Origin of the sequence: Methyloterricola oryzae (genome assembly GCF_000934725.1) — a bacterium.
GTDB lineage: Bacteria > Pseudomonadota > Gammaproteobacteria > Methylococcales > Methylococcaceae > Methyloterricola > Methyloterricola oryzae.
Window position 1 is genome coordinate 174,207 of the sequence record NZ_JYNS01000006.1, and the last position, 19,981, is coordinate 194,187.

General features: G+C 62.6%; 19 protein-coding genes. 8 read left to right on the top strand and 11 right to left on the bottom strand.

The window, feature by feature from the left end:
* The first annotated feature begins 11 nt into the window (after positions 1-11).
* The 4 genes from EK23_RS23925 to purH all read left to right on the top strand — a co-directional run bounded on the left by EK23_RS23925 (position 12) and on the right by purH (position 3,117).
* On the top strand, positions 12-167 hold the full coding sequence (locus EK23_RS23925; RefSeq protein WP_200892140.1) for a hypothetical protein: 156 nt from the start codon (positions 12-14) through the stop codon (positions 165-167).
* A gap of 89 nt (positions 168-256) precedes the next feature.
* Positions 257-1,240, top strand: coding sequence for a tRNA dihydrouridine synthase DusB (gene dusB, locus EK23_RS10505; protein ID WP_045225302.1), 984 nt, complete (start codon positions 257-259; stop codon positions 1,238-1,240).
* Positions 1,237-1,521 carry a helix-turn-helix domain-containing protein gene (locus EK23_RS10510; protein WP_052808102.1) on the top strand — a complete coding sequence of 95 codons (285 nt, stop codon included), beginning with the start codon at positions 1,237-1,239 and terminating at the stop codon, positions 1,519-1,521. The genes dusB and EK23_RS10510 overlap by 4 nt, the downstream gene beginning before the upstream one ends.
* A gap of 30 nt (positions 1,522-1,551) precedes the next feature.
* A complete protein-coding gene (purH, locus tag EK23_RS10515) occupies positions 1,552-3,117 on the top strand; it encodes a bifunctional phosphoribosylaminoimidazolecarboxamide formyltransferase/IMP cyclohydrolase (protein WP_045225303.1) in 1,566 nt (521 codons plus the stop codon).
* 76 nt (positions 3,118-3,193) lie between these two features.
* On the opposite strand, the gene EK23_RS10520 is transcribed toward purH, so the two are convergent.
* From EK23_RS10520 to ilvA, 3 genes are all read right to left on the bottom strand, one after another.
* A complete protein-coding gene (locus EK23_RS10520; RefSeq protein WP_045225304.1) occupies positions 3,194-3,457 on the bottom strand; it encodes an RNA recognition motif domain-containing protein in 264 nt (87 codons plus the stop codon).
* A 113-nt stretch (positions 3,458-3,570) separates the two neighbouring features.
* The gene (locus EK23_RS10525; protein ID WP_045225305.1) at positions 3,571-3,780 is read right to left on the bottom strand and encodes a cold-shock protein; all 210 of its coding nucleotides are present in this window, start codon (positions 3,778-3,780) and stop codon (positions 3,571-3,573) included.
* Between the two features lie 258 nt (positions 3,781-4,038).
* Positions 4,039-5,589, bottom strand: a complete 1,551-nt coding sequence (gene ilvA / locus EK23_RS10530) for a threonine ammonia-lyase, biosynthetic (protein WP_268748175.1) — start codon at positions 5,587-5,589, stop codon at positions 4,039-4,041.
* 91 nt (positions 5,590-5,680) lie between these two features.
* Between ilvA and rpiA the strand changes: the two genes are divergently transcribed.
* The 4 genes from rpiA (at position 5,681) to EK23_RS10550 (ending at position 12,595) form a co-directional block, all read left to right on the top strand.
* The gene (rpiA, locus tag EK23_RS10535) at positions 5,681-6,337 is read left to right on the top strand and encodes a ribose-5-phosphate isomerase RpiA (RefSeq protein WP_045225307.1); all 657 of its coding nucleotides are present in this window, start codon (positions 5,681-5,683) and stop codon (positions 6,335-6,337) included.
* 180 nt (positions 6,338-6,517) lie between these two features.
* Complete coding sequence (locus tag EK23_RS10540; protein WP_045225308.1) at positions 6,518-7,072, top strand: hypothetical protein; 555 nt, start codon at positions 6,518-6,520, stop codon at positions 7,070-7,072.
* A 313-nt stretch (positions 7,073-7,385) separates the two neighbouring features.
* Positions 7,386-11,939 (top strand): EAL domain-containing protein, encoded by a 4,554-nt coding sequence (locus tag EK23_RS22495; RefSeq protein WP_158002490.1) that lies wholly within the window; start codon positions 7,386-7,388, stop codon positions 11,937-11,939.
* A gap of 101 nt (positions 11,940-12,040) precedes the next feature.
* Positions 12,041-12,595: a lipid-binding SYLF domain-containing protein gene (locus EK23_RS10550; protein ID WP_045225309.1), complete on the top strand. Its 555-nt coding sequence runs from the start codon at positions 12,041-12,043 to the stop codon at positions 12,593-12,595.
* A 54-nt stretch (positions 12,596-12,649) separates the two neighbouring features.
* On the opposite strand, the gene der is transcribed toward EK23_RS10550, so the two are convergent.
* From der to EK23_RS10590, 8 genes are all read right to left on the bottom strand, one after another.
* A complete protein-coding gene (gene der, locus EK23_RS10555) occupies positions 12,650-14,047 on the bottom strand; it encodes a ribosome biogenesis GTPase Der (protein WP_045225310.1) in 1,398 nt (465 codons plus the stop codon).
* Positions 14,048-14,049: 2 nt separating this feature from the next.
* Positions 14,050-15,237, bottom strand: coding sequence for an outer membrane protein assembly factor BamB (gene bamB, locus EK23_RS10560; RefSeq protein WP_097990938.1), 1,188 nt, complete (start codon positions 15,235-15,237; stop codon positions 14,050-14,052).
* A complete protein-coding gene (locus EK23_RS10565; RefSeq protein ID WP_045225312.1) occupies positions 15,237-15,884 on the bottom strand; it encodes a YfgM family protein in 648 nt (215 codons plus the stop codon). Before EK23_RS10565 ends, bamB begins: the two co-directional genes overlap by 1 nt.
* 16 nt (positions 15,885-15,900) lie before the next feature.
* Positions 15,901-17,175 (bottom strand): histidine--tRNA ligase, encoded by a 1,275-nt coding sequence (gene hisS / locus EK23_RS10570; protein ID WP_045225313.1) that lies wholly within the window; start codon positions 17,173-17,175, stop codon positions 15,901-15,903.
* 27 nt (positions 17,176-17,202) lie between these two features.
* Positions 17,203-17,952 (bottom strand): type IV pilus biogenesis/stability protein PilW, encoded by a 750-nt coding sequence (pilW, locus tag EK23_RS10575; protein ID WP_045225314.1) that lies wholly within the window; start codon positions 17,950-17,952, stop codon positions 17,203-17,205.
* On the bottom strand, positions 17,949-19,037 hold the full coding sequence (rlmN, locus tag EK23_RS10580) for a dual-specificity RNA methyltransferase RlmN (protein WP_045225315.1): 1,089 nt from the start codon (positions 19,035-19,037) through the stop codon (positions 17,949-17,951). The genes pilW and rlmN overlap by 4 nt, the downstream gene beginning before the upstream one ends.
* Positions 19,038-19,082: 45 nt before the next feature.
* Entirely contained in the window at positions 19,083-19,514 is a 432-nt protein-coding gene (gene ndk, locus EK23_RS10585; RefSeq protein ID WP_045225316.1) for a nucleoside-diphosphate kinase, read from the bottom strand.
* A gap of 135 nt (positions 19,515-19,649) precedes the next feature.
* Positions 19,650-19,973 carry a HesB/IscA family protein gene (locus tag EK23_RS10590; RefSeq protein WP_045225317.1) on the bottom strand — a complete coding sequence of 108 codons (324 nt, stop codon included), beginning with the start codon at positions 19,971-19,973 and terminating at the stop codon, positions 19,650-19,652.
* Positions 19,974-19,981 lie beyond the last annotated feature (8 nt).

Genomic DNA, 19,981 nt, shown 5'->3' on the forward strand with positions numbered 1-19,981 from the left:
CACGGGGCCGCATGCGCGCCAAGACCCAGTTGTTGATCTGGCTCAGCCTTATCGCCGTGTTGGACACACTGCCCATCCCGATCTTGGCCCTGATCCTGTTTTACATCGTCCTGACCCGCCCGCCTGCCTTCAAATCCCTGGTCGACCGCCTCTACCAAGGCAACTGAAAACCGGCGCGGCGGGCGGGAAAATTGACTTTGCCAGCCTGAGGCTTTCCGTTTAGACTTCACGCCCCGCTGCTGGACACACCCTCCCGATGCACATAGGACCGTATCGACTCGATAGCCGCTTGATCCTGGCGCCCATGGCCGGGGTCACCGACCGACCCTTTCGCGCCATCTGCCGGAGTTACGGCGCGGGTCTCGCGGTGTCCGAAATGGTGAGCTCCAATCCTGCCCTGCAGGATGACCGCAAGACGCGCCTGCGTTGCGATCATCTCGGCGAACCTGAACCCCGCGCGATCCAGATTCTCGGCGCCGACCCGCTGCACATGGCCCAGGCGGCGCGCCTCAATGTGGAGCGCGGCGCACAGATCATCGACATCAACATGGGCTGCCCGGCCAAGAAAGTGTGCAACGTGGCGGCCGGCTCGGCGTTGCTCAGGGACGAAACACAGGTAGCACGCATCCTGGAGTCCGTGGTCAAGGCCGTCGAAGTGCCGGTGACACTCAAGATCCGCACCGGCTGGGACCTCCAAAACCGCAACGCCGTGCGCATCGCCAGACTCGCCGAGGACTCAGGGATCCAGGCCCTTGCGGTGCACGGCCGCACCCGCGCCTGCGGCTTTTCCGGAATGGCCGAATACTCTACAATCGCAGAGGTCAAAAGCGCCGTCGGCATCCCGGTGATCGCCAACGGTGATATCGATTCCCCGGACAAAGCCAGGTTCGTCCTCGACACCACAGGAGCCGACGCTCTCATGGTGGGACGTGCGGCCTTAGGCCGTCCCTGGCAATTCAGAACGATCAACGCCTTTCTCACGGAAGGGCTAAGGCTCCAAGACCCCGAGCCCACCGAACGCCACCGCGTCCTGATCCAGCATGTGCAGGAACTGCATGCGTTTTACGGCCCCATGGCCGGCGTACGCATCGCCCGCAAGCACATCGGCTGGTACGCCAAGCACTGGCCAGGTTTCGCCCTTGATCGCCTGAAGCCCTTATTTTCCGAGGAAAAACCGGATCGACAGATCCAGCTTACACGAGAACTCTTCGAAACCGCATTCCGGAAACTGGCCGCATGAAAGTGGACGCAAGCGAGACTGGTATTGACACAGTCCAGGGAACCCCAACCAACTCCCTGGTGCTCAGCGAGCATGTGCGCATGGCGATCAAGGATTATTTCTCCCAGCTGGGTGGCTGCGACGTCACTGAACTGCACGCCCTGGTCCTGAGCGAGGTGGAACGACCGCTCATTCAGACGGTGCTCGAACACTGCGGCTACAATCAAACACGCTCGGCGCAGATGCTAGGCATGAGCCGCAGCACCTTGCGCAAGAAGATCGCCCAGTACGGACTGGAATAATCGCCCCTTTCACTTCACGGCGAAAACAGCATGAACCACACAATCTCCCGTGCGCTACTGAGCGTTTCGGACAAGAGCGGCATTGTCGAACTGGCCCGCAATCTCGCCGCACTCGGCATCGAGATCCTCTCGTCGGGGGGTACGGCGCGACTGCTGGCAGACAGCGGCATCGCCACCACCGAAGTGTCGCAGCACACCGGCTTCCCGGAGATGATGGACGGGCGCGTCAAGACCCTGCACCCCAAAATTCATGGCGGTATTCTGGGCCGGCGCGGCATCGATGAGGCGATCATGGCCGAGCATGGCATCGCCCCGATCGACCTGGTGGTAGTCAACCTGTATCCCTTTACCCAGACCGTGGCGCGATCCGATTGCAGCCTGGACGAGGCCATCGAGAACATCGATATCGGCGGTCCGGCCCTCATCCGGGCCGCCGCCAAGAATCACGCATCCGTCGGCGTGGTGGTGGATCCAGCCGACTATTCGGCCCTGCTCGAGGAACTGCAGGGTAACGCCGGCTCCCTCTCGGCTGCGACGCGGTTCCGCCTCGCCGCCAAGAGCTTTGCCCATACCGCACGCTACGATGGCGCCATCGCGCACTATCTGGCACAGCGAATGGAGAACGCGCCGCCTTTTCCGGAACATCTGAGCCTGAGCTTTGAACGCGCACAGAGCATGCGCTACGGCGAGAATCCGCACCAGCGTGCGGCTTTCTACGTGGAAGCCGGCGCACCCGCGGGCAGCATCGCCAGCGCGCGGCAACTGCAGGGCAAGGAGTTGTCCTATAACAACATCGCCGACGCCGACGCCGCCCTGGAATGCGTGAAAAGCTTCGCCGAGCTACCCACCTGCGTCATCGTCAAGCACGCCAACCCCTGCGGAATCGCGCAAGCGGAAAGCTTGCTGACAGCCTACGAGCGGGCGTATGCCACCGATCCCACTTCGGCGTTTGGCGGCATCATTGCGTTCAACCGTCCGCTGGACGCCGCGACCGCCAAGGCCATCATCGACCGCCAGTTCGTGGAAGTAATCATTGCGCCGGGCATCGACGCCGATGCGTTGCCGCTACTCGCAACCAAGCAGAACGTACGGGTGCTGGATTGCGGTCAGTGGCCTAAAGTCAGTCAGCCGGCGCTGGACTTCAAGCGCGTCACCAGCGGCCTGCTGGTGCAGGACCGCGACGACGGCGTGATTGGCCGCGAACACTTGAAGATCGTCACCCGGCGGGCTCCGAGCGAGCAGGAGATCGTTGATCTGCTGTTCGCCTGGAAAACGGTGAAGTTCGTGAAATCCAACGCCATCGTCTACTGCAAGAATCGTCAGACCATTGGCATCGGTGCCGGCCAGATGAGCCGGGTCTATTCGGCCCGTATCGCCGCCATCAAGGCGGCCGATGAGGGCCTGGAGGTGAAGGGTTCGGTGGTGGCCTCAGATGCCTTTTTCCCGTTCCGCGACGGCGTGGACTCCGCCGCACAGGCCGGCATCACCGCGGTCATACAGCCCGGCGGCTCGATGCGGGACAGCGAAGTGATCGCCGCCGCCGACGAGCACGGCATGGCCATGGTATTTACCGGCATGCGGCACTTCCGGCACTGAACGCCAGAAAGCGTCGCTACTCGGCATGCTCGGCCCGTGCCAAGGAGCGACGGGCCGCCTGACTCAGACGAAAATCTCAGCGTCGGCCACGCCCATTGCGCGGGCCTTTATCCAAGGCCACATAGATGGTGTTGCCGTTGAAATCCGACCCGTCCAGTCCGGCGATAGCCTGGCGCGCCTCATGACCTTCCATGTTGACCGAGGCCGTGCCGCGGGCTTTGCCCGTGAAAAGATCACGGCTGACCTTTAGATCAAACACCTTGCCGTAATGGCTGAACAACTCGGTCAGGTTGGTTTCAGTGGTGGTGGGGGGAAGGTTACGAACAAAAAGGGTCAACATGCGCTGCCTCTCCTTAAGTCAAGAACGTGACATGCGAGCCTTAGAGGGCCCGCAAAAGAAAAAGGGTGGGCTGCCATTGCAGCCCACCCTTGCGGACGAGCAGGTTACAACTGTTAGAGAACGATCACGTTCTCGGCCTGCGGGCCCTTCTGGCCGCTGACCTCCGTAAAGCTCACGCGCTGACCTTCCTTCAGAGTCTTAAAACCCTGCCCCTGAATCGAGCGGAAGTGCACGAACAGGTCGCTGCCGTTTTCGCGCTGGATGAAGCCAAATCCCTTGCTTTCGTTGAACCACTTAACAGTTCCGTTCTGAGTCTGTGACATGCTGAAATCTCTCAATAAAACGCTTGCGCTGAAAACCCCGACAGCCATTTAAGCGCTGGCCAGGGCCGGTGTGGAGTATTACGGAAGGCGGGCAGTTGGAGCAGAAAAATTCCAGATGGAACCAATACTACGGTGCGCTGGCGCGGACCCCAATACAACAGTGGCAACAATAGAAGAAAACCGCCGGCATTACAAGCAAAATCTGAATATCCAGGGCCTTTCGGTCCAAGCAAGCCGCCGGACCGAGTCCCAACGCCATCACATCCCACCCCCGGCAAACAGTCGGTAAGCCGGATTCTCGGTTTCCTCGCGATAGACATACCCCAAGGCGTCGAGAAACTCCCTGAATGCCTTGCGGTCTGCCTTCGGCACCTGGATGCCCATGAGCACGCGACCAAAAGCGGCCCCGTGATTGCGGTAATGAAACAAGCTGATGTTCCAGCGCCCGCCCATCAAGGACAGGAACTTCAACAGGGCGCCGGGACGCTCCGGAAACTCGAAGCTGTAGACGATCTCGTCCAGCAGCCGCGGCGGGTGCCCGCCCACCATGTAGCGGATGTGCTCCACCGCCAGTTCGTTTCCGGTCATGTCGGTGACATCGAAACCCTGACTGGCCAGGTCCTTGATCAGGACCTCGCGATCCTTGCGGCCATCGCTGATCTGCACGCCGACGAACACATGCGCCGCCTGTTCATTGAAGAAGCGGTAATTGAACTCGGTGATCCCGCGCCGCCCCAGGGAACGGCAAAAATTCAAGAAACTGCCGGGCCGCTCGGGAATCGTGACCGCCAACAGGCTTTCCCGCTGCTCACCCACCTGGGCGCGTTCCGCCACATGCCTGAGGCGGTCGAAATTGATGTTGGCGCCGCTTTCGATGGCGATCAGCGACTCCCCGGACAGTGCCCTGTCCTCTGCGTAGCGCTTCAGTCCGGCGATTGCCAGGGCCCCAGCCGGTTCGGCGATGGACCGGGTGTCGTCGAAGATGTCCTTGATGGCGGCGCAGATTTCGTCCGTGGTCACCGTGACCACCTCATCCACATACTGGTGACAAATATGGAAGGGTTCCTTGCCGATCTGCTTCACCGCGACGCCGTCGGCGAACAGGCCCACCTGTTTCAACACCACGCGCCGCTTGGCCTTGAGCGCCCGGTTGAGGCAGTCCGCATCGTCCGGCTCGACGCCGATGATCCTGACCTCGGGCCGCACGAATTTCACGTAGGCGGCAACGCCGGCAATCAGACCTCCGCCGCCCACCGGCACGAAGATGGCGTGAACCTCGCCGGTATGCTGGCGCAGGATCTCCATGCCGACGGTGCCCTGCCCAGCGATCACATCCGGGTCATCGTAGGGGTGCACGAAGGTGAGGCGCTGCTCCTGCGCCAGGGTCAGCGCATGCTCGTAGGCCTCGTCGTAGGAATCGCCGTGCAACACCGTTTCTCCACCCAGATTGCGCACCGCTTCCACCTTGATGGCCGGCGTGGTGCAGGGCATGACGATGAGGGCACGGATGCCGAGCTGCTGGGCCGCCAGTGCAACACCCTGGGCATGGTTGCCGGCGGAGGCGGCAATGACGCCGGCGGCGCGGGACTCTTCGTCCAAGGCGGCGATCTTGTTGTAGGCTCCGCGCAGCTTGAAGGAGAATACCGGCTGCAGGTCTTCCCGCTTGATGTACACCGAGTTTTGCAGCCGCCGGGACAGGTTCGGGGCAAAATCCAGCGGCGTCTCCACCGCCACGTCGTAGACACGGGCGCGCAGAATCTTCTCTATGTACTTGTAAATCATCGGTGCAGTCTCGGAGATAGCGGCCACGCCGGTCGGGGCGCGGGCGAGCCGGGCATGACAGGGCCGGCCGACGCGAGGTATTATCGCACGGATGTCGAACCCATGACGGAGCTAAGCTATGACACAAGATGAGCTGAAGAAGAAGGCTGCCGAAGCAGCCCTGGAATACGTGAAAGGCGTTACGCTGCTGGGCATCGGCACCGGCTCCACGGTCAACCATTTCATCGAACTCCTGGCGGACCTGAAGGGCGACATCGAAGGCACGGTCTCCAGTTCCGAAGGCAGCACCAAGCGCCTGAAGGAGCTTGGCATTCCCGTGCTGGACCTGAATGCGGCTGGGGAATTGGAAATCTACGTGGACGGCGCCGACGAGGTGAATCCCCATTTCCAGATGGTGAAGGGCGGCGGCGGCGCACTGACCCGCGAGAAGATCATCGCTGGGGCCAGCCGCAAGTTCCTCTGCATCGCCGACGAAAGCAAATACGTGCCCGTGCTGGGCAAGTTCCCGCTGCCGGTGGAGGTCATCCCCATGGCGCGCAGCTATGTGGCGCGCGAGATGGTCAAGCTGGGCGGCCAGCCGCAGTGGCGCGAGAACTATGTCACCGACAACGGCAACCACATCCTCGACGTGCACAATCTGGAAATCCTCGACCCGCCGGCGCTGGAGCGCACCATCAACAACATCCCGGGCGTGGTCACCGTGGGCATCTTCGCCCTAAGGCCCGCGGACATCGTTCTGTTGGGCTCGCCGGACGGCATCCGCGCGCTGAAGTGAGATCACGACCCGCCATTGCAGGGATGCAGTGGCAGCCGCCTTCGCTTCCCGGCCAAGGCGTGGCCTGCACGTAAAAATTTCGCAATAATCCCGACCGGTGGATAGAATTCGAATGGCCGCCGCCTCGACTCCGATACCGTCCCGCATGCCGCTTATTAGAAAACAACTGGGTAGAGAATTATGAGCACATCACCCGATCAGCCGCGCAACGAGCGATTCTACCGCCGCCAAGACAGCGATCCGGGACCGCCGCCGCAAGTCTCGCCGATCCGTGGCCTGATCTGGCTCACCCTGTTCATCGCCGCTATCGTGCTCGGGGTGATGTATTGGGAAATCCTGTGGAACCTGGTCAGCGAATTCGTGCCGCTGACCCTGGAGTTTGTCGAGGAAAGCCTCGACACCTTGTTTGAACTGGTGGGGCTCAGCCCGCCCATCGCACAGATGGCCACCGCCTATACCGGCGTGGTCATCGCCTTGGCGCTGTTTTACATCCTGCTGCGCAAGTCCATCACCATCAGCAAGAAGACGCGTCAGACGGTGACCGCCTACAAGACCGTCTACAAGGATCTGAGCAACCAGTGGTATGCCAGGAAGCGGGCCCAGGCGCTGGAGTGGTGGGATACCCTGGACTGGATGCAGCGAGTCGCCGCCATAGGCGCATTGGTGCTCATCGGCATCCCGCTGGCATTGCTGCTGTCCTTCATCCTCGGAAGCCTGGTCACCATGCTGATCTGACCGGCCATCATTACCGATGCCACAGCCGATGCGGTCAGAGCCTTGATTCTGGAACCTTTCGGGCGGGGAGGAGTCTCAAATGGCGTTCCTCCTCTTGCTCCGAGAGGTTTGGTAGACCATCTACTAAACCCGCCTTCCGGCGGGTTCTTTTTTGCCCCAGCAAGGCGGAAGCGGCGTCGCCAGATCGACATCCAACGGCCGTTTCCGCGCCATTTGCCGCGATGCCCCCACCGCAATACGCGTCGCCTTCCCGCCTGCTATGTTTTCTCAGGCAGGTTGGGGAAATCGCATCCCCGGGAGAACTAAGCGGACTATGTCTTCCATTGAAGCCTTGAAACTGGGCGACATCATGAGTCCCAGGGTGCGGACCGTGGACCCGCGCTGCCCGATTGGCGAGGCCGCCCGGCTCATGGGCGAGGCGCGCATCTCATGCCTGGTGGTGGCGGATGGTCACCAGCCCGTCGGCATCATCACCGAAAAAGACCTTCTGACCCTGCTGAACCGCCAGGATGGCGGTCAGGCTGCGGTCAACGAGCGCATGAGTTCATCGCTCATCACCGCCACCGTCGATACAGACTTCCATTCAGCGTACTCAATTCTGCGCCGGCACCGCATCCGCCACCTGGTGGTAACGGACACTGCAGGCACACTGGTCGGAATCGCAACCGCCACCGATTTCCGCAATCATCTGAACCAGGAAGTTTTCAGCAAGATTGATCGCCTCGACGCGGTGCTGGATCCCGTGGTGTCGCAACTGCCACCGGACATGCCGCTGGGCCAGGCCATCCAACACATGGTGACTTCGGGCTGGGACTATGTGCTGGTGGTGGAAAGCCAGCGGCCCTTGGGCATCTTCACCGAGCGCGATATTCCGCGGCTGTGGAACGCCGGCGTGGATCTGGAGGCCGTGCCCATTTGCCAGGTCATGACCGCGCCACTGCACTGCATCCCCGTTTCGACCCAGGTAGCCGAGGCGTCCGCCACCATGGCGCGCTGGAAGCTCCGGCACCTGCCCGTCGTTGATGGGGAAGGACACTTGCTCGGGGTGGTCAGCCAGAACCGCATGCTGGAAAAGCTCGGGTTGGCGCTGTTCGACGAAGTCTGGCACGAACGTGCCAGCTTGCAGGAGCAGAACTCCGATCTCGCCGCGCGACTGGGCTTGATCCTGGAAGGCAGCGGCGTGGGCGTCTGGGAATTTGACCATGAGACCGACGGGGTCGTCTGGAGCCCCAAGTTGGCCCTGCTGTGCGGAAAGCCGGAAGGCTGGGCGCCCACCGGACTGCGCGGCTGGCTGGACCTGATTCACCCGCAGGACCGGCCGCACACCTTCGAGCACCTGCGCGCGCCCCAGAGTGCCGCCGGCGAACTGTTCGAAACGGAGTTCCGCCTGCGCGGCGCGGACGGACGCTGGCTGTGGCTGGAGGCCAGGGGACGGGTACTGCACCGGGACGAGCAGGGCCGCCCGCTGCGGACGGCGGGCAGTCTGCTGGATATTTCCGAGCGCAAGCACGCCGCCTTGCTCATGGATGCCCAGCATCGATTCATGCAAGCCCTGATGGCCCGCCCAGGACGGGATGCCCTGCTGCGCGCCGCCCTGGACTTTGCCCTGTCCTTGACCGATCTGGACGGCGGCCTGGTGTTTCAAAGCTTGCCCGACCAGTCCATTACGGTATTGAACCGCCAAGGCGTTTCCGAGCACTTCGAACAGGACTGGCCGCAGCTTGTGGCCAAACTTCGACCGGAGCCGCTGAGGCCGGGCAAGCTCTATTGCAGTTGCCCGGCACGCGACGACCTGTGCCCCGTAGCCAGCGCCCCTCACAACCTGTGTGGACAAGCGAACTCCTCCTGGGATGAAATCCGCGCGCAAGACGGCGCCAGCGCCGCCGTCTTGCTTCCCCTCGGCGTCGCTGGAGACCCGCTCTGGGAAGGCGGTCTGTTGCTGGTCTGCCGACATGTCCCGCGCATCACCAGTCATACCGCGACTGCCCTGCAAACCTTGGCCAACCTGTTCGATCAAGCCCTGCTCAGCCTTCGGGCACAGAACGAGGCAGAACGGCAGCATGCCCTGGTTCATGAAGAAAAGCTCTTTTCGGAAGACCTGATCAACGCCCTGCCGGGCAGTTTCTACATGACCGACGGCACGGACCGGATCCTGCGCTGGAACCAGCATCTGAAGCAACTGACCGGTCTTTCTGACATCGATCTGCCCCGCCTGCGCAGCGCCGACCTGTTCCAAGCCGCAGACCGCCCGCACATCGCCAAGGCCCTGGCCGACGCGTTCGCCCAGGGCGGAGCCACGGTGGAAGCCGGCATGCACACGGCCAGCGGCGCGACCATTCCGGTGCTTCTGACCTGCAAGCGGACGCACATCGGCGATCAGACCTACCTGCTGGCCCTGGGCGTCGACATCTCGGAATCCAAACAGGTGCGCCGCAGCCTCGATGAGGAACGCCTGCGCTTGCGATCCCTGCTCAACACCATCCCCGACATGGTCTGGCTCAAGGATCCCGATGGCGTCTACCTGTTCTGCAACCCCAGTTGCGAGAGGCTGATGGGGCATCCGGAGGCGACGATCATCGGCAATACCGATTACGCGTTCTTCCCCAGAGAGACAGCCGATTTCCTCCGCTCCCGTGACCTTGCCGCCGTCGCGGCGGGAGTATCGGTCGTCAACGAGGAATGGCTTACTTCGGCAACGGACGGCCACCGCGGCATCTATGAGACGGTCAAGACACCGCTCCTGAACCAGCAAGGGGCATTGGCAGGCGTTTTGGGCATAGCCCGCGACATCACCGACCGGCGCGATGCCGAGGAGGCCATGCGCCGTGCCTCCAGCGTGTTTCACAACACCCAGGAAGGCATCATCATCACCGACGCCGAGAACAACATCATCGACGTCAATCCCGCCTTTACCCAGATTACCGGCTACACGCGGGATGAAGTGCTGGGGCAAAACCCGAAACTGCTCGGGTCCGGTGTCCAGGGCTCAGGCTTTTACGAGGAGATGTGGCGATCGGTGCTGCAGACCGGGCAATGGCGCGGGGAAATCTGCAACCGGCGGCGCGACGGGAGCCTCTACACGGAGATGCTGTCCATCGCCGCGGTGCGCGACTCGCACGGACAGGTTCAGGAATACGTGGGGGTGTTTTCCGACATCAGTCGCCTCAAGGAGCACGCCGCGGAGTTGAACCGCATCGCCCATTTCGACCCTCTGACCGGCCTGCCCAACCGCCGCCTGCTGGCCGACCGCCTCAATCATGCCATCGCCCACGCCCGCCGCAGCGGCAAGCTGCTTGCCGTGTGCTACCTGGACCTGGATGGCTTCAAGCCGGTCAATGACCGCCTCGGCCACGACGCCGGCGATCAGCTTCTGGTCATGCTGACGCGCAATCTGCAGGAAGTGCTGCGTGCCGAGGATACCCTGGCGCGGCTGGGTGGCGACGAATTCGTGCTGCTGCTCAACGACCTGTCCCGGGAAGAGGAAAGCAGCCATTTGCTGGAACGGGTGCTCGCCACGGTTTCCCACCCCCTGCATCTGGACGAACAGGTCATCACGCTGTCCGCGAGCATCGGCGTCACGCTGTTCCCCCACGACAATGCCGATGGCGACACGCTTCTGCGTCACGCCGACCAGGCCATGTACCGGGCCAAGGAGAACGGGCGCAATCGCTTCCATCTGTTCGATCCCGAATTTGACCGCCAGGCGCGGGAACAGCGTGACTTCCTGCAGCGCGTATCACACGGGATCAGGCATGACGAATTCATCCTCTATTTCCAGCCCAAGGTCAATCTGGTCACGGGCCAGGTGATCGGCGTCGAGGCCCTCATTCGCTGGCGCCATCCTGACGAGGGTCTCTTGACGCCAGCTGCCTTCCTGCCGTTTCTGGCAGGCACGGAACTGGATGGCCAACTGGGCGAGTGGGTCATCGACGCCGTACTGGAGCAGATGGAGGCCTGGAAAAAGCTCGGGCTGGAACTGGCCGTGAGTGCCAATGTCAGCGCTGAGCACCTGTTAAGTCCGGACTTCATCCATCGGCTGGAACTGGCACTGCAACGCCATCCGGCGATCGGACCCCGCCGCTTGGAATTGGAGATACTGGAAACCGTCGCCATCAGCGACCTGGAAAAAGCCTCGGCTGCGCTGCAGGCAGGACTCGATCTGGGCGTGGGCTTTGCTCTCGACGACTTCGGCACCGGCTACTCCTCTCTGACCTATTTCCGGCGACTCCCGGTGGAATCGCTGAAGGTGGACGGCAGCTTTGTGCGCGACATGCTGGACGACCCCGACGACCTGGGCATCGTGGAAAGCGTGATTCATCTGGCCGAGGCCTTCAACCGGTACGTCATCGCCGAAGGGGTGGAAACCTTGCAGCATGCCATGCTGCTGGTCAAATTGGGCTGCAAGCTGGGCCAGGGCTACGGCATCGCGCGGCCCATGCCGGCAGAGGACATTCCGGCGTGGATGGAACGCTGGATGGCGGAGCGCCCATGGCAAGATCTTGGGACCAGTTGCCTACCCGCGGAGGACACTGCTCTGCTGCTGGCCATGGTCAGCCACCGTCAATGGTGTGAACGGGTGGCCGCCTATGTCCGGGCGCCGAAAGGCCCTCCGCCCGCCCTAGGCAGCCGGGCCTGCCGCCTGGGACAATGGTATTATCGGGGAGGCATGCGCCGCTATGGCCAGGTTGCGGAATTTCAGGCCCTGGAAGCAATCCACGAGGAGTTTCATGCGCTCGCCAATCAATTGCTCAAGCTGGCGGAAAACGGAGACCCGCATGCCCAAGTGCGTCTGCCGGATTTGTTCCGCCAGCGGGATGCGGTGCTGCAGCTGCTGGAGCGCTTCATCGAACGTTTGCAGGCCAGTTGAGCCAAATTAAGCCCCTCTCCGCAAACACCCGCTTCCGCTGCGTGGGTTGCTTGCTTACACTGTGTCCCAAGGTTTCCACACCACGTACCGGAGTCAGGCACATGAGCATCCCGTTGAAGCTTTTTAGCGTACTGCTGATCCTTTTCAGCCTCGGCGGCTGCCAGAGCACCGGCGGCGGCGCCCTGCAAGCCGAGGACATCGACGCCAACGTGGACGCCGCCCTCAAGCGGCTCTACGCCAGCACACCATCGGCGCGCTCGCTTTCCAGGCAAGCCAAGGGAATCTTGGTCTTCCCCGGTGTCGTCAAGGCCGGCTTCATTGGCGGAGTGCAATATGGCAAGGGCGCCTTGCGCGAGCGCGGGCGAACCGTAGGCTATTACAATATGGTGGCAGGCTCCTACGGTCTGCAGGCGGGGGCGCAGACCTTCGACTACGCCATGTTCTTCATGACCCGTGACGCGCTGGATTACCTGAAGCGCAGCGAGGGCTGGGAGATCGGGGTGGGTCCCAGCATCGTGATCGTGGATGAAGGCGTGGCCAAGTCGCTGACCACCACCACGGCCAAAGACGACGTTTATGCCTTCATCTTTGGACAGCGTGGCCTCATGGCCGGGCTGGGACTGCAAGGTTCCAAGATCACCCGCATCCATCCTTGAAATCGGCGCAGCGGCCCGGCGCTTATCTGTCCGGTGCGGGCGGGGGAAGCCCCGTCAGCGTTTCTTCACATGCTTTATCAGGCGCCGGCGCTTTTGCACCTGGCGCTGGGTAAGCACGTTCTTCTTGTCCTTGTAAGGGTTGGCGCTGCCCTTGAATTCCAGCTTGATGGGCGTGCCCTCCAGCCGCAGGGCGGCGCGGAACACGTTGACCAGATAGCGCTTGTAGGCGCCGGGCAGCTCGTCGGTCTGATTGCCATGAATGACGATGACCGGCGGGTTGTGGCCGCCCTGGTGGGCGTACTTGAGCTTGATGCGCCGGCCGCGCACCAAGGGTGGCTGATGGGTAGCCTGGGCCTGCTGCAGAATCTCGGTGAGACGGGAGGCGGACAGGTTCTGTCCCGCACTTTGATGGATGCGATCCACTTGTTCCAGCAGCTTGCCGACGCCGGTGCCGTGCAGCGCCGACACAAAATGCTTCTCGGCAAAATCCAGGAAGGTCAGCTTGAGATCGATCTGGCGCTTCACCTGCTCGCGCTGGTCGTGGCTGAGACCGTCCCATTTGTTCAGCCCGATGATGAGGCCGCGCCCGGCTTCCAGCACCAGCCCCAAGAGATTGGCGTCCTGATCGGTGACACCCTCGCTGGCGTCGATCAGATAGATCACGACATGGGCCTTGTCGATGGCCTGCAGCGACTTGATCACGCTGAACTTCTCGATGCCTTCGCCCACCCGCGAACGGCGGCGGATTCCCGCCGTGTCGATCAGGGTATAACTCCGTCCATTGCGCTCGAAGGGGATGAAAATGCTGTCGCGGGTGGTGCCAGGCTGGTCGTACACCACCACACGCTCCTCACCCAGGAGGCGATTAACCAGGGTGGACTTGCCGACGTTGGGACGTCCAACCACGGCGATGCGCGCACCGCCCGCAGCGGATTCCGCTGGTTCCTCCGCTTCGACCTGAGGCAGCAACGCATCCACCCGTACCAGCAGTTCCGGAATACCGGTGCCATGGGCGGCGGCGATGGCACAAGGCTCGCCCTTGAGGCCGACGCCGTGGAATTCCGCCACCGCGAGTGGGATGTCCAGGCCCTCGGTCTTATTGGCCACCAGCAGGATGGGTTTGGTGAACTTGCGCAGGGTCTGCGCGATGGCTTCGTCGGCCGGCGAGAGACCGCTGCGGGCATCCACCAGGAACAGCACCAGGTCGGCTTCCTCCAAGGCACTGTGCACCTGGCGCATGGCCCGATCCTCGATGCCTTCCGCCTGTTCGATGATGCCGCCGGTGTCCACCACGATGAAGGGGCGATCTCCGCGCTCCACACGCCCGTACTGGCGATCTCGCGTCAATCCCGGAAAATCCGCCACCAGGGCGTCACGGGTCTTGGTCAGGCAGTTGAAGAGAGTCGACTTGCCCACATTGGGCCGGCCCACCAGAGCCACCACAGGCAGCATGCTCATTCCACCGTCACCGCGGCCAGCTTGCCGCCACTGGTGTAGACATAGAGCACGTCGTCGTAGACGGTGGGCGACTCCTCGATGGAGGTGTCGTCGAGTTCCAGCCGCCCCACCAGGCTGCCATCATCCTGGGACAGGGCATGCAGGTAGCCCTCGAAATCGCCGACCACCAGAGAGGTCTTGATCAGGGCCGGCGCGGTCAGGCGGCGCTGATGCAAGGCATCCTGCTTCCAGAGGTCGCCGCCGTCACGCATGTCCATCTGCCACACGTCGCTGTTTCCGTCTGTCAGGAACAGGGTCCGGCCGCTGGCGGCCAGGCCCGAGTAACTGGACACCTTGTCCTGTCGCCAAAGCACCTCGCCGTCCTTCATGTTCACCGCCGCCAGGCCGCCCTGGTAGCCCGACACATAAATGGTGCCGCCCTTGACCACCGGCACCGAGTCCACGTCCACCAGGCGCTCAATCTCGGAGCGGCCATGGGGCAGGGCAACCGTGGCTTCCCACTCCAGCTTGCCGTCCTCCAGGCGCAGGGCGATCAACTTGCCGCTGGCGTAGCCGTCCAGCACCAGTCCTTCGGCGATGATGGGCGCGCCGTGGCTGCGCACCAGCAGGGCGGGCGCGCTGCGCTCGTAGCTCCACAGGGTGCGGCCGTCCTTCTGGTCCAGCGCCGTGATGCGCCCGTCGCTGCTGCGGACGACGACCACTCCGTCACCAATGCGCGGCAAAGCCAGGATTTCGCTGGATACGGTGGATTTCCACAGCAAGGCGCCGTCGGCGGTGTTGTAGGCCGCCACCTCGGCGTTGCTGGTACCCAGGACCAGTGTCTCCTTGTCCACCACGGGACCGGCCGAGAACATCATTTCCGTCTCGACCGACCACAGTTTCTCGCCGGTCAGGCGCTTATGCGCCTGCAGTACGCCTTCGCGGTCCGCGGCGTAAACCCGCTCTTCGTCCACCGCCGCGACCAGGCTGAGGTATTGATCCTCGTAGCCATCCCCCACGGTCGCGCTCCACAGTTCGTTGAGCTTCAGCGTCGGCTCGAAGTTCTCATCGAGTTCCTTGGGCGGCTCGGCATTGTCCTTGCCGCCGAAGTACTCGCCCAGGCCGTCGTAAGCGTCCTTCAGGGTATCCAGTCCCGCGCAGCCGCCCAGAAGGAGCGCAGCCAGGAGCAGCGGCAGGAGACGCATCAGGATGCAGGCTGGGCCGGCGGCGCGGCCAGATCGTTGATCTTGACTTCCAGCATGGGTGAGGACTCACCCAATTGGCGCGCCTTTTCGTAAGCTAAGCGCGCATCGTCCGGCCGGTGCAGATCGGCGTAGAGATCGCCCTTCAGTTCCTCATAGAGACTTTCGAATTCACCCATCTTGTCGCGGCTCAAAGGCGCGATCAGTTGCAGAGCGCCCTCGCTCTCCCCCATGGCGCGCATTACACGCACCAGGCGCACCCGCGCCAGGTGTTTCAGGCTGTCATCCTTTACCGAGGCCGACAAATCCTGCAAAGCTTTCTTGGCGCCCGCCAGATCGCCGCCCTGAACCTTGAGCCTGGCCAGGAACAAGGTGCCATAGGTGGCATAGGGAGTGCCCTGGAATTGCTCGATGAGGCGCTCGCTGAGCTTGGTGGCCGGTTCCGTCTGTTTGGCCTCCACGGCCTTCAGCAACTGCTGATACAGGCTGGAAGCTTCCTCGGCCTTGACCCGCTGGCTGCCCTTCCAGGCATTCCAGCCAGCGATGATGGCCAGCCCGAGGGCGACGCCGACCATCACGGCCTTGGCATTCTCCTTCCACCACTTTTTCAGCGCCTCGACGCGCTCTTCCTCGGACAGGTAGATTTCCATGATTACTTACTCTCGATCAGATCAGGTTGGTCAGATGGGCGATCAGTTCCGACTGGCGGAGGGTGAGCTGGACAGCGTCCTCCCGCAGCGGCTTGACGCCGATGAGCTGGTCGCGGGCCTCGTCACCCCCCAGGATCAGCGCCACACGGGCACCGCTGCGGTCGGCCCGCTTGAACTGGGCCTTGAAGTTGCCGCCGCCGCAGTTCACCTGCAGGCGCAGGCCCGGCAGGGCGTCGCGCAGCCGCTCGGCCAGCTTCAGGCCCTCGCGCTCGGCCTCCTCACCCACGCGGATTAGGAAGGCATGGGGCAAGCCCAAGTCCGCGATGCGATGGTCATCGTCCTCGATGAGGTCGATGAGGCGTTCCATGCCCAAAGCGAAACCGATGGCATGCGAGGCCTTGCCGCCCAACTGGGCGATCAGTCCGTCGTAACGCCCGCCAGCGCACACCGTGCCCTGGGCGCCGAGCCGGGTGGTAACCCACTCGAACACCGTCCGCGAATAATAGTCCAGGCCGCGCACCAGGCGCGGGTTGATCGTGTAGGGAACACCGCCGTCGTCCAACTGGCGCAGCAAGCCTTCGAAGTGCTCCCGCGACTCGGGACCGAGGAATTCCGCCAGGGTCGGCGCCTGTGCAACCACCTCGGTCATATCCGGATTCTTGGTGTCGAGAATACGCAGCGGATTGGTTTCCAGCCGGCGCCGGCTGTCCTCGTCCAGGGAGTCGAGATGCTGGTGAAAGTACGCCACCAGATGCTCGCGATAGACCAGCCGTTCCTCGGTGGTGCCTAGGGAATTGATCTGGAGTTCCAGGGTGTGGTCTATGCCCAGGTCTTTCCATAGCCTGCGCGTCAGCAGGATGATTTCCGCGTCGATATCCGGTCCTTCCATGCCGTAGGCTTCCACGCCCAACTGGTGGAACTGGCGGTAGCGGCCCTTCTGGGGACGCTCGTGGCGGAACATGGGCCCCTGGTACCACAGGCGGTGGGTCGGGTAGTGCAGCAGCCCCTGCTCCAGGCAGGCGCGCAGGCAGCCGGCCGTGCCTTCAGGCCGCAAGGTCAGGGAGTCGCCGTTGCGGTCGAGGAAGGTGTACATCTCCTTTTCGACGATGTCGGTCACCTCTCCGATGGAGCGCTTGAACAGCTCGGTCTTCTCCACGATGGGCAGGCGAATCTCCTGATACCCGTAGGCCGGCAATACACGCCGGAACACCGACTCCACGTACTGCCATTTGGAAGTGTGCTCCGGCAGGATGTCATGCATGCCCCGGATGGCTTGAATCTTGTCCGTCATGTTGGCGTGTGCGGGATCTTTTCGCGCTTATTGCACTGACAGCCGGCGCGCCTGCGCGGTTTCGCGGCTGTCGGGAAAGCGGCTGCGCAAACTGTTGATGTAGTCGGTGGCGGCCTCGGTATTGCCCAGGGCGAATTCAGTCTGCGCGCCGATCCAGAGGGCGTCGGCGCCCATGGCACCGGCCGCCTCGTAGCGTTGCAGGAAGGCCCGGGCCGACAGGTACTGCCCCGCATCCAGGCTTACCCGCGCCATTTCCAGCAAGGCTGGGGCGAAAGTGGGATTGGTCTCCAGCGCCTTGCGCAGAAACTCTTCGCCTTCCGGCCGGTGTCCCTGGGAGCGCGCGCAGAGCCCGGCATTGGTCAGCACGATCCAGGGCTGTCCGTAGAGCCTTGAATCGATGATCTTGGAAAAACACCCCATCGCCTTCTCGTACTGCCCCTTTCCGCAGAGAAAGCGGCCATAGTTGTTCAGGGTGTTGGCGTTGCCGCTGTCCAGGGACAGGGCCTGCTGGTATTGCTGCTCGGCTTCGGCGGACCGGTTGAGGCGCTCGAAGAGTACGCCCAGCGCGTTATGCGCCTCGGGGTTCTTGGGGTCCAGCTCGACGGCATGCTGCAGATCCTGCAAGGCAAACTCGAACTGTCCGGCTTCCATGTACTGGACCCCCTTCCGCACATAGATGTCGGCGGCATTGGGGGTATTGGCATCCTGCTTGGGTGCCGACGAACACGCCGCCAGTGCCAGCAGCACCGCTCCCGGCCAGAACCCGCGGTGCATCATGCCGATTGCGCCTGGAGCCGGATGTGCCGCCGACTGCGGTCGTTGACCCGGCCTACCAACTGCCCGCAGGCGGCGTCGATATCCTCCCCGCGGGTCTTGCGGGTAGTGGTGATCAGCCCTGCCGCCTGCAAGATCTCGCTGAAACGGGTGATCGTTTCCCGGCTGGAGCAGCGGTAACGCGAATTGGGAAACGGGTTGAACGGAATCAGGTTGACTTTGGACGGCACCGTACTCAGCAGCTTGACCAGGGCACGCGCATGGGCGGGGGTATCGTTCACACCGTCCAGCATCACGTATTCCATGGTGACCTTGCGGCGGTTGTCCGACCCCACGTAGCGCTTGCAGGCCGCCAGCAGTTCCTTGATAGGATATTTCTTGTTGATCGGCACCAGCTCGTCGCGCAAGGCGTCGTCCGGCGCATGCAGGGAGACCGCCAGGCTGACGTCGGTGACCTCGCCCAGCCGGTCCAGCGCCGGCACCACTCCGGAAGTGCTCAGGGTCACGCGGCGCTTGGACAGGCAATAGGCGAAATCGTCCATCATCAATTCCATGGCGCTGACCACATTATTGAAATTCAGCAGGGGTTCGCCCATGCCCATCATCACCACATTGGTGATGCGGGCGGCATCGCCCAGCTCGCGCACCGCCACCCAGAGCTGGCCGATGATCTCGGCCACGCCCAGGTTGCGGTTGAAGCCCTGCTGCGCGGTGGAGCAAAAGCTGCACTCCAGGGCGCAGCCGACCTGCGACGACACGCACAGCGTTCCCCTTCCTTCCTCCGGGATGAACACGGTCTCGATGCGGTTCTGCTCGTCCACCTGCAGCAACCATTTGCGCGTGCCGTCGGCGGACCGCTGGTCGAGCACTATCTGCGGCGGACGGACCTCGCACAGTTCTTCCAGCCGCGCCCGCAGGGCCTTGCTCAGGTTGGTCATCTGGGCAAAGTCCGTGACTCCGCGTTGATGTATCCATTGCAGCAGTTGCACGGCCCTGAACGGCTTTTCGCCGATGCTGCGGAAATAGTCTTCCATGGCCTTGCGGTCGAAGGCGAGCAGATTGATCTTGCCGTCGCTGGTTTCGGTCATGGTTGCACTCTCAGGCTCAGCCAGCCGCTGGCTAGCGCGAAGGACTCAACGGGTGCGCGGGCAAATCTCTTCGGCCTTGAAGAAAAATGCGATCTCCTGCGCTGCGGTTTCCGGCGCATCGGACCCGTGCACCGCGTTCTCGTCAATGCTCGCGGCGAAGTCGGCGCGGATGGTACCCGGCGCGGCCTGGGCCGGGTTGGTGGCGCCCATCAGTTCGCGGTTCTTGGACACGGCGTCCTCACCCTCCAGCACTTGGATCATCACCGGGCCGCTGATCATGAAAGCCACCAGATCCTTAAAGAACGGGCGCTCCTTGTGCACCGCATAGAAACCTTCCGCCTGCTCGCGGCTCAGGTGGGCCATCTTGGCGGCGACGATCGTGAGGCCGGCCTTCTCAAAGCGGCTGTAGATTTCGCCGATCACGTTCTTCGCGACTGCGTCCGGCTTAATGATGGAAATGGTGCGTTCAACCGCCATTGGATCTCCTTCAGATCTTGTCACTGGAATTTTGGGTTTTGGACACGCTCCGCCCCGGCCAATCAGGGCCAGGGTGGATAAGAGAGAGGATTTTACTGGAATTTGGGCTCGTTGGTAACGAAAACCCAAATAAAATCAGACGGTGAAACTTTCGCCGCAGCCACACGTGCCTTTAGCTTTGGGATTGTTGAAGCGAAATGCCTCGCTGATCCCCTCGCGCACGTAGTCAATCTCCACCCCGTCGAGGAACTCCAGATCCGCCGCAGCGATCACGACCTTGACGCCATGCGCCTCAAAAACCTGGTCACCGTCGGCCAAGTCGTCCGCATAGTCCACCACGTAAGCGAAGCCCGAGCAGCCAGCCTTCTTCACGCCGAGGCGCAGGCCCACGCCCTTGCCACGCTTTTCCAGTTGACGGGCCACTTGCCGGGCCGCCTTCTCTGAGATGTTTACAGTCATAATCGCAT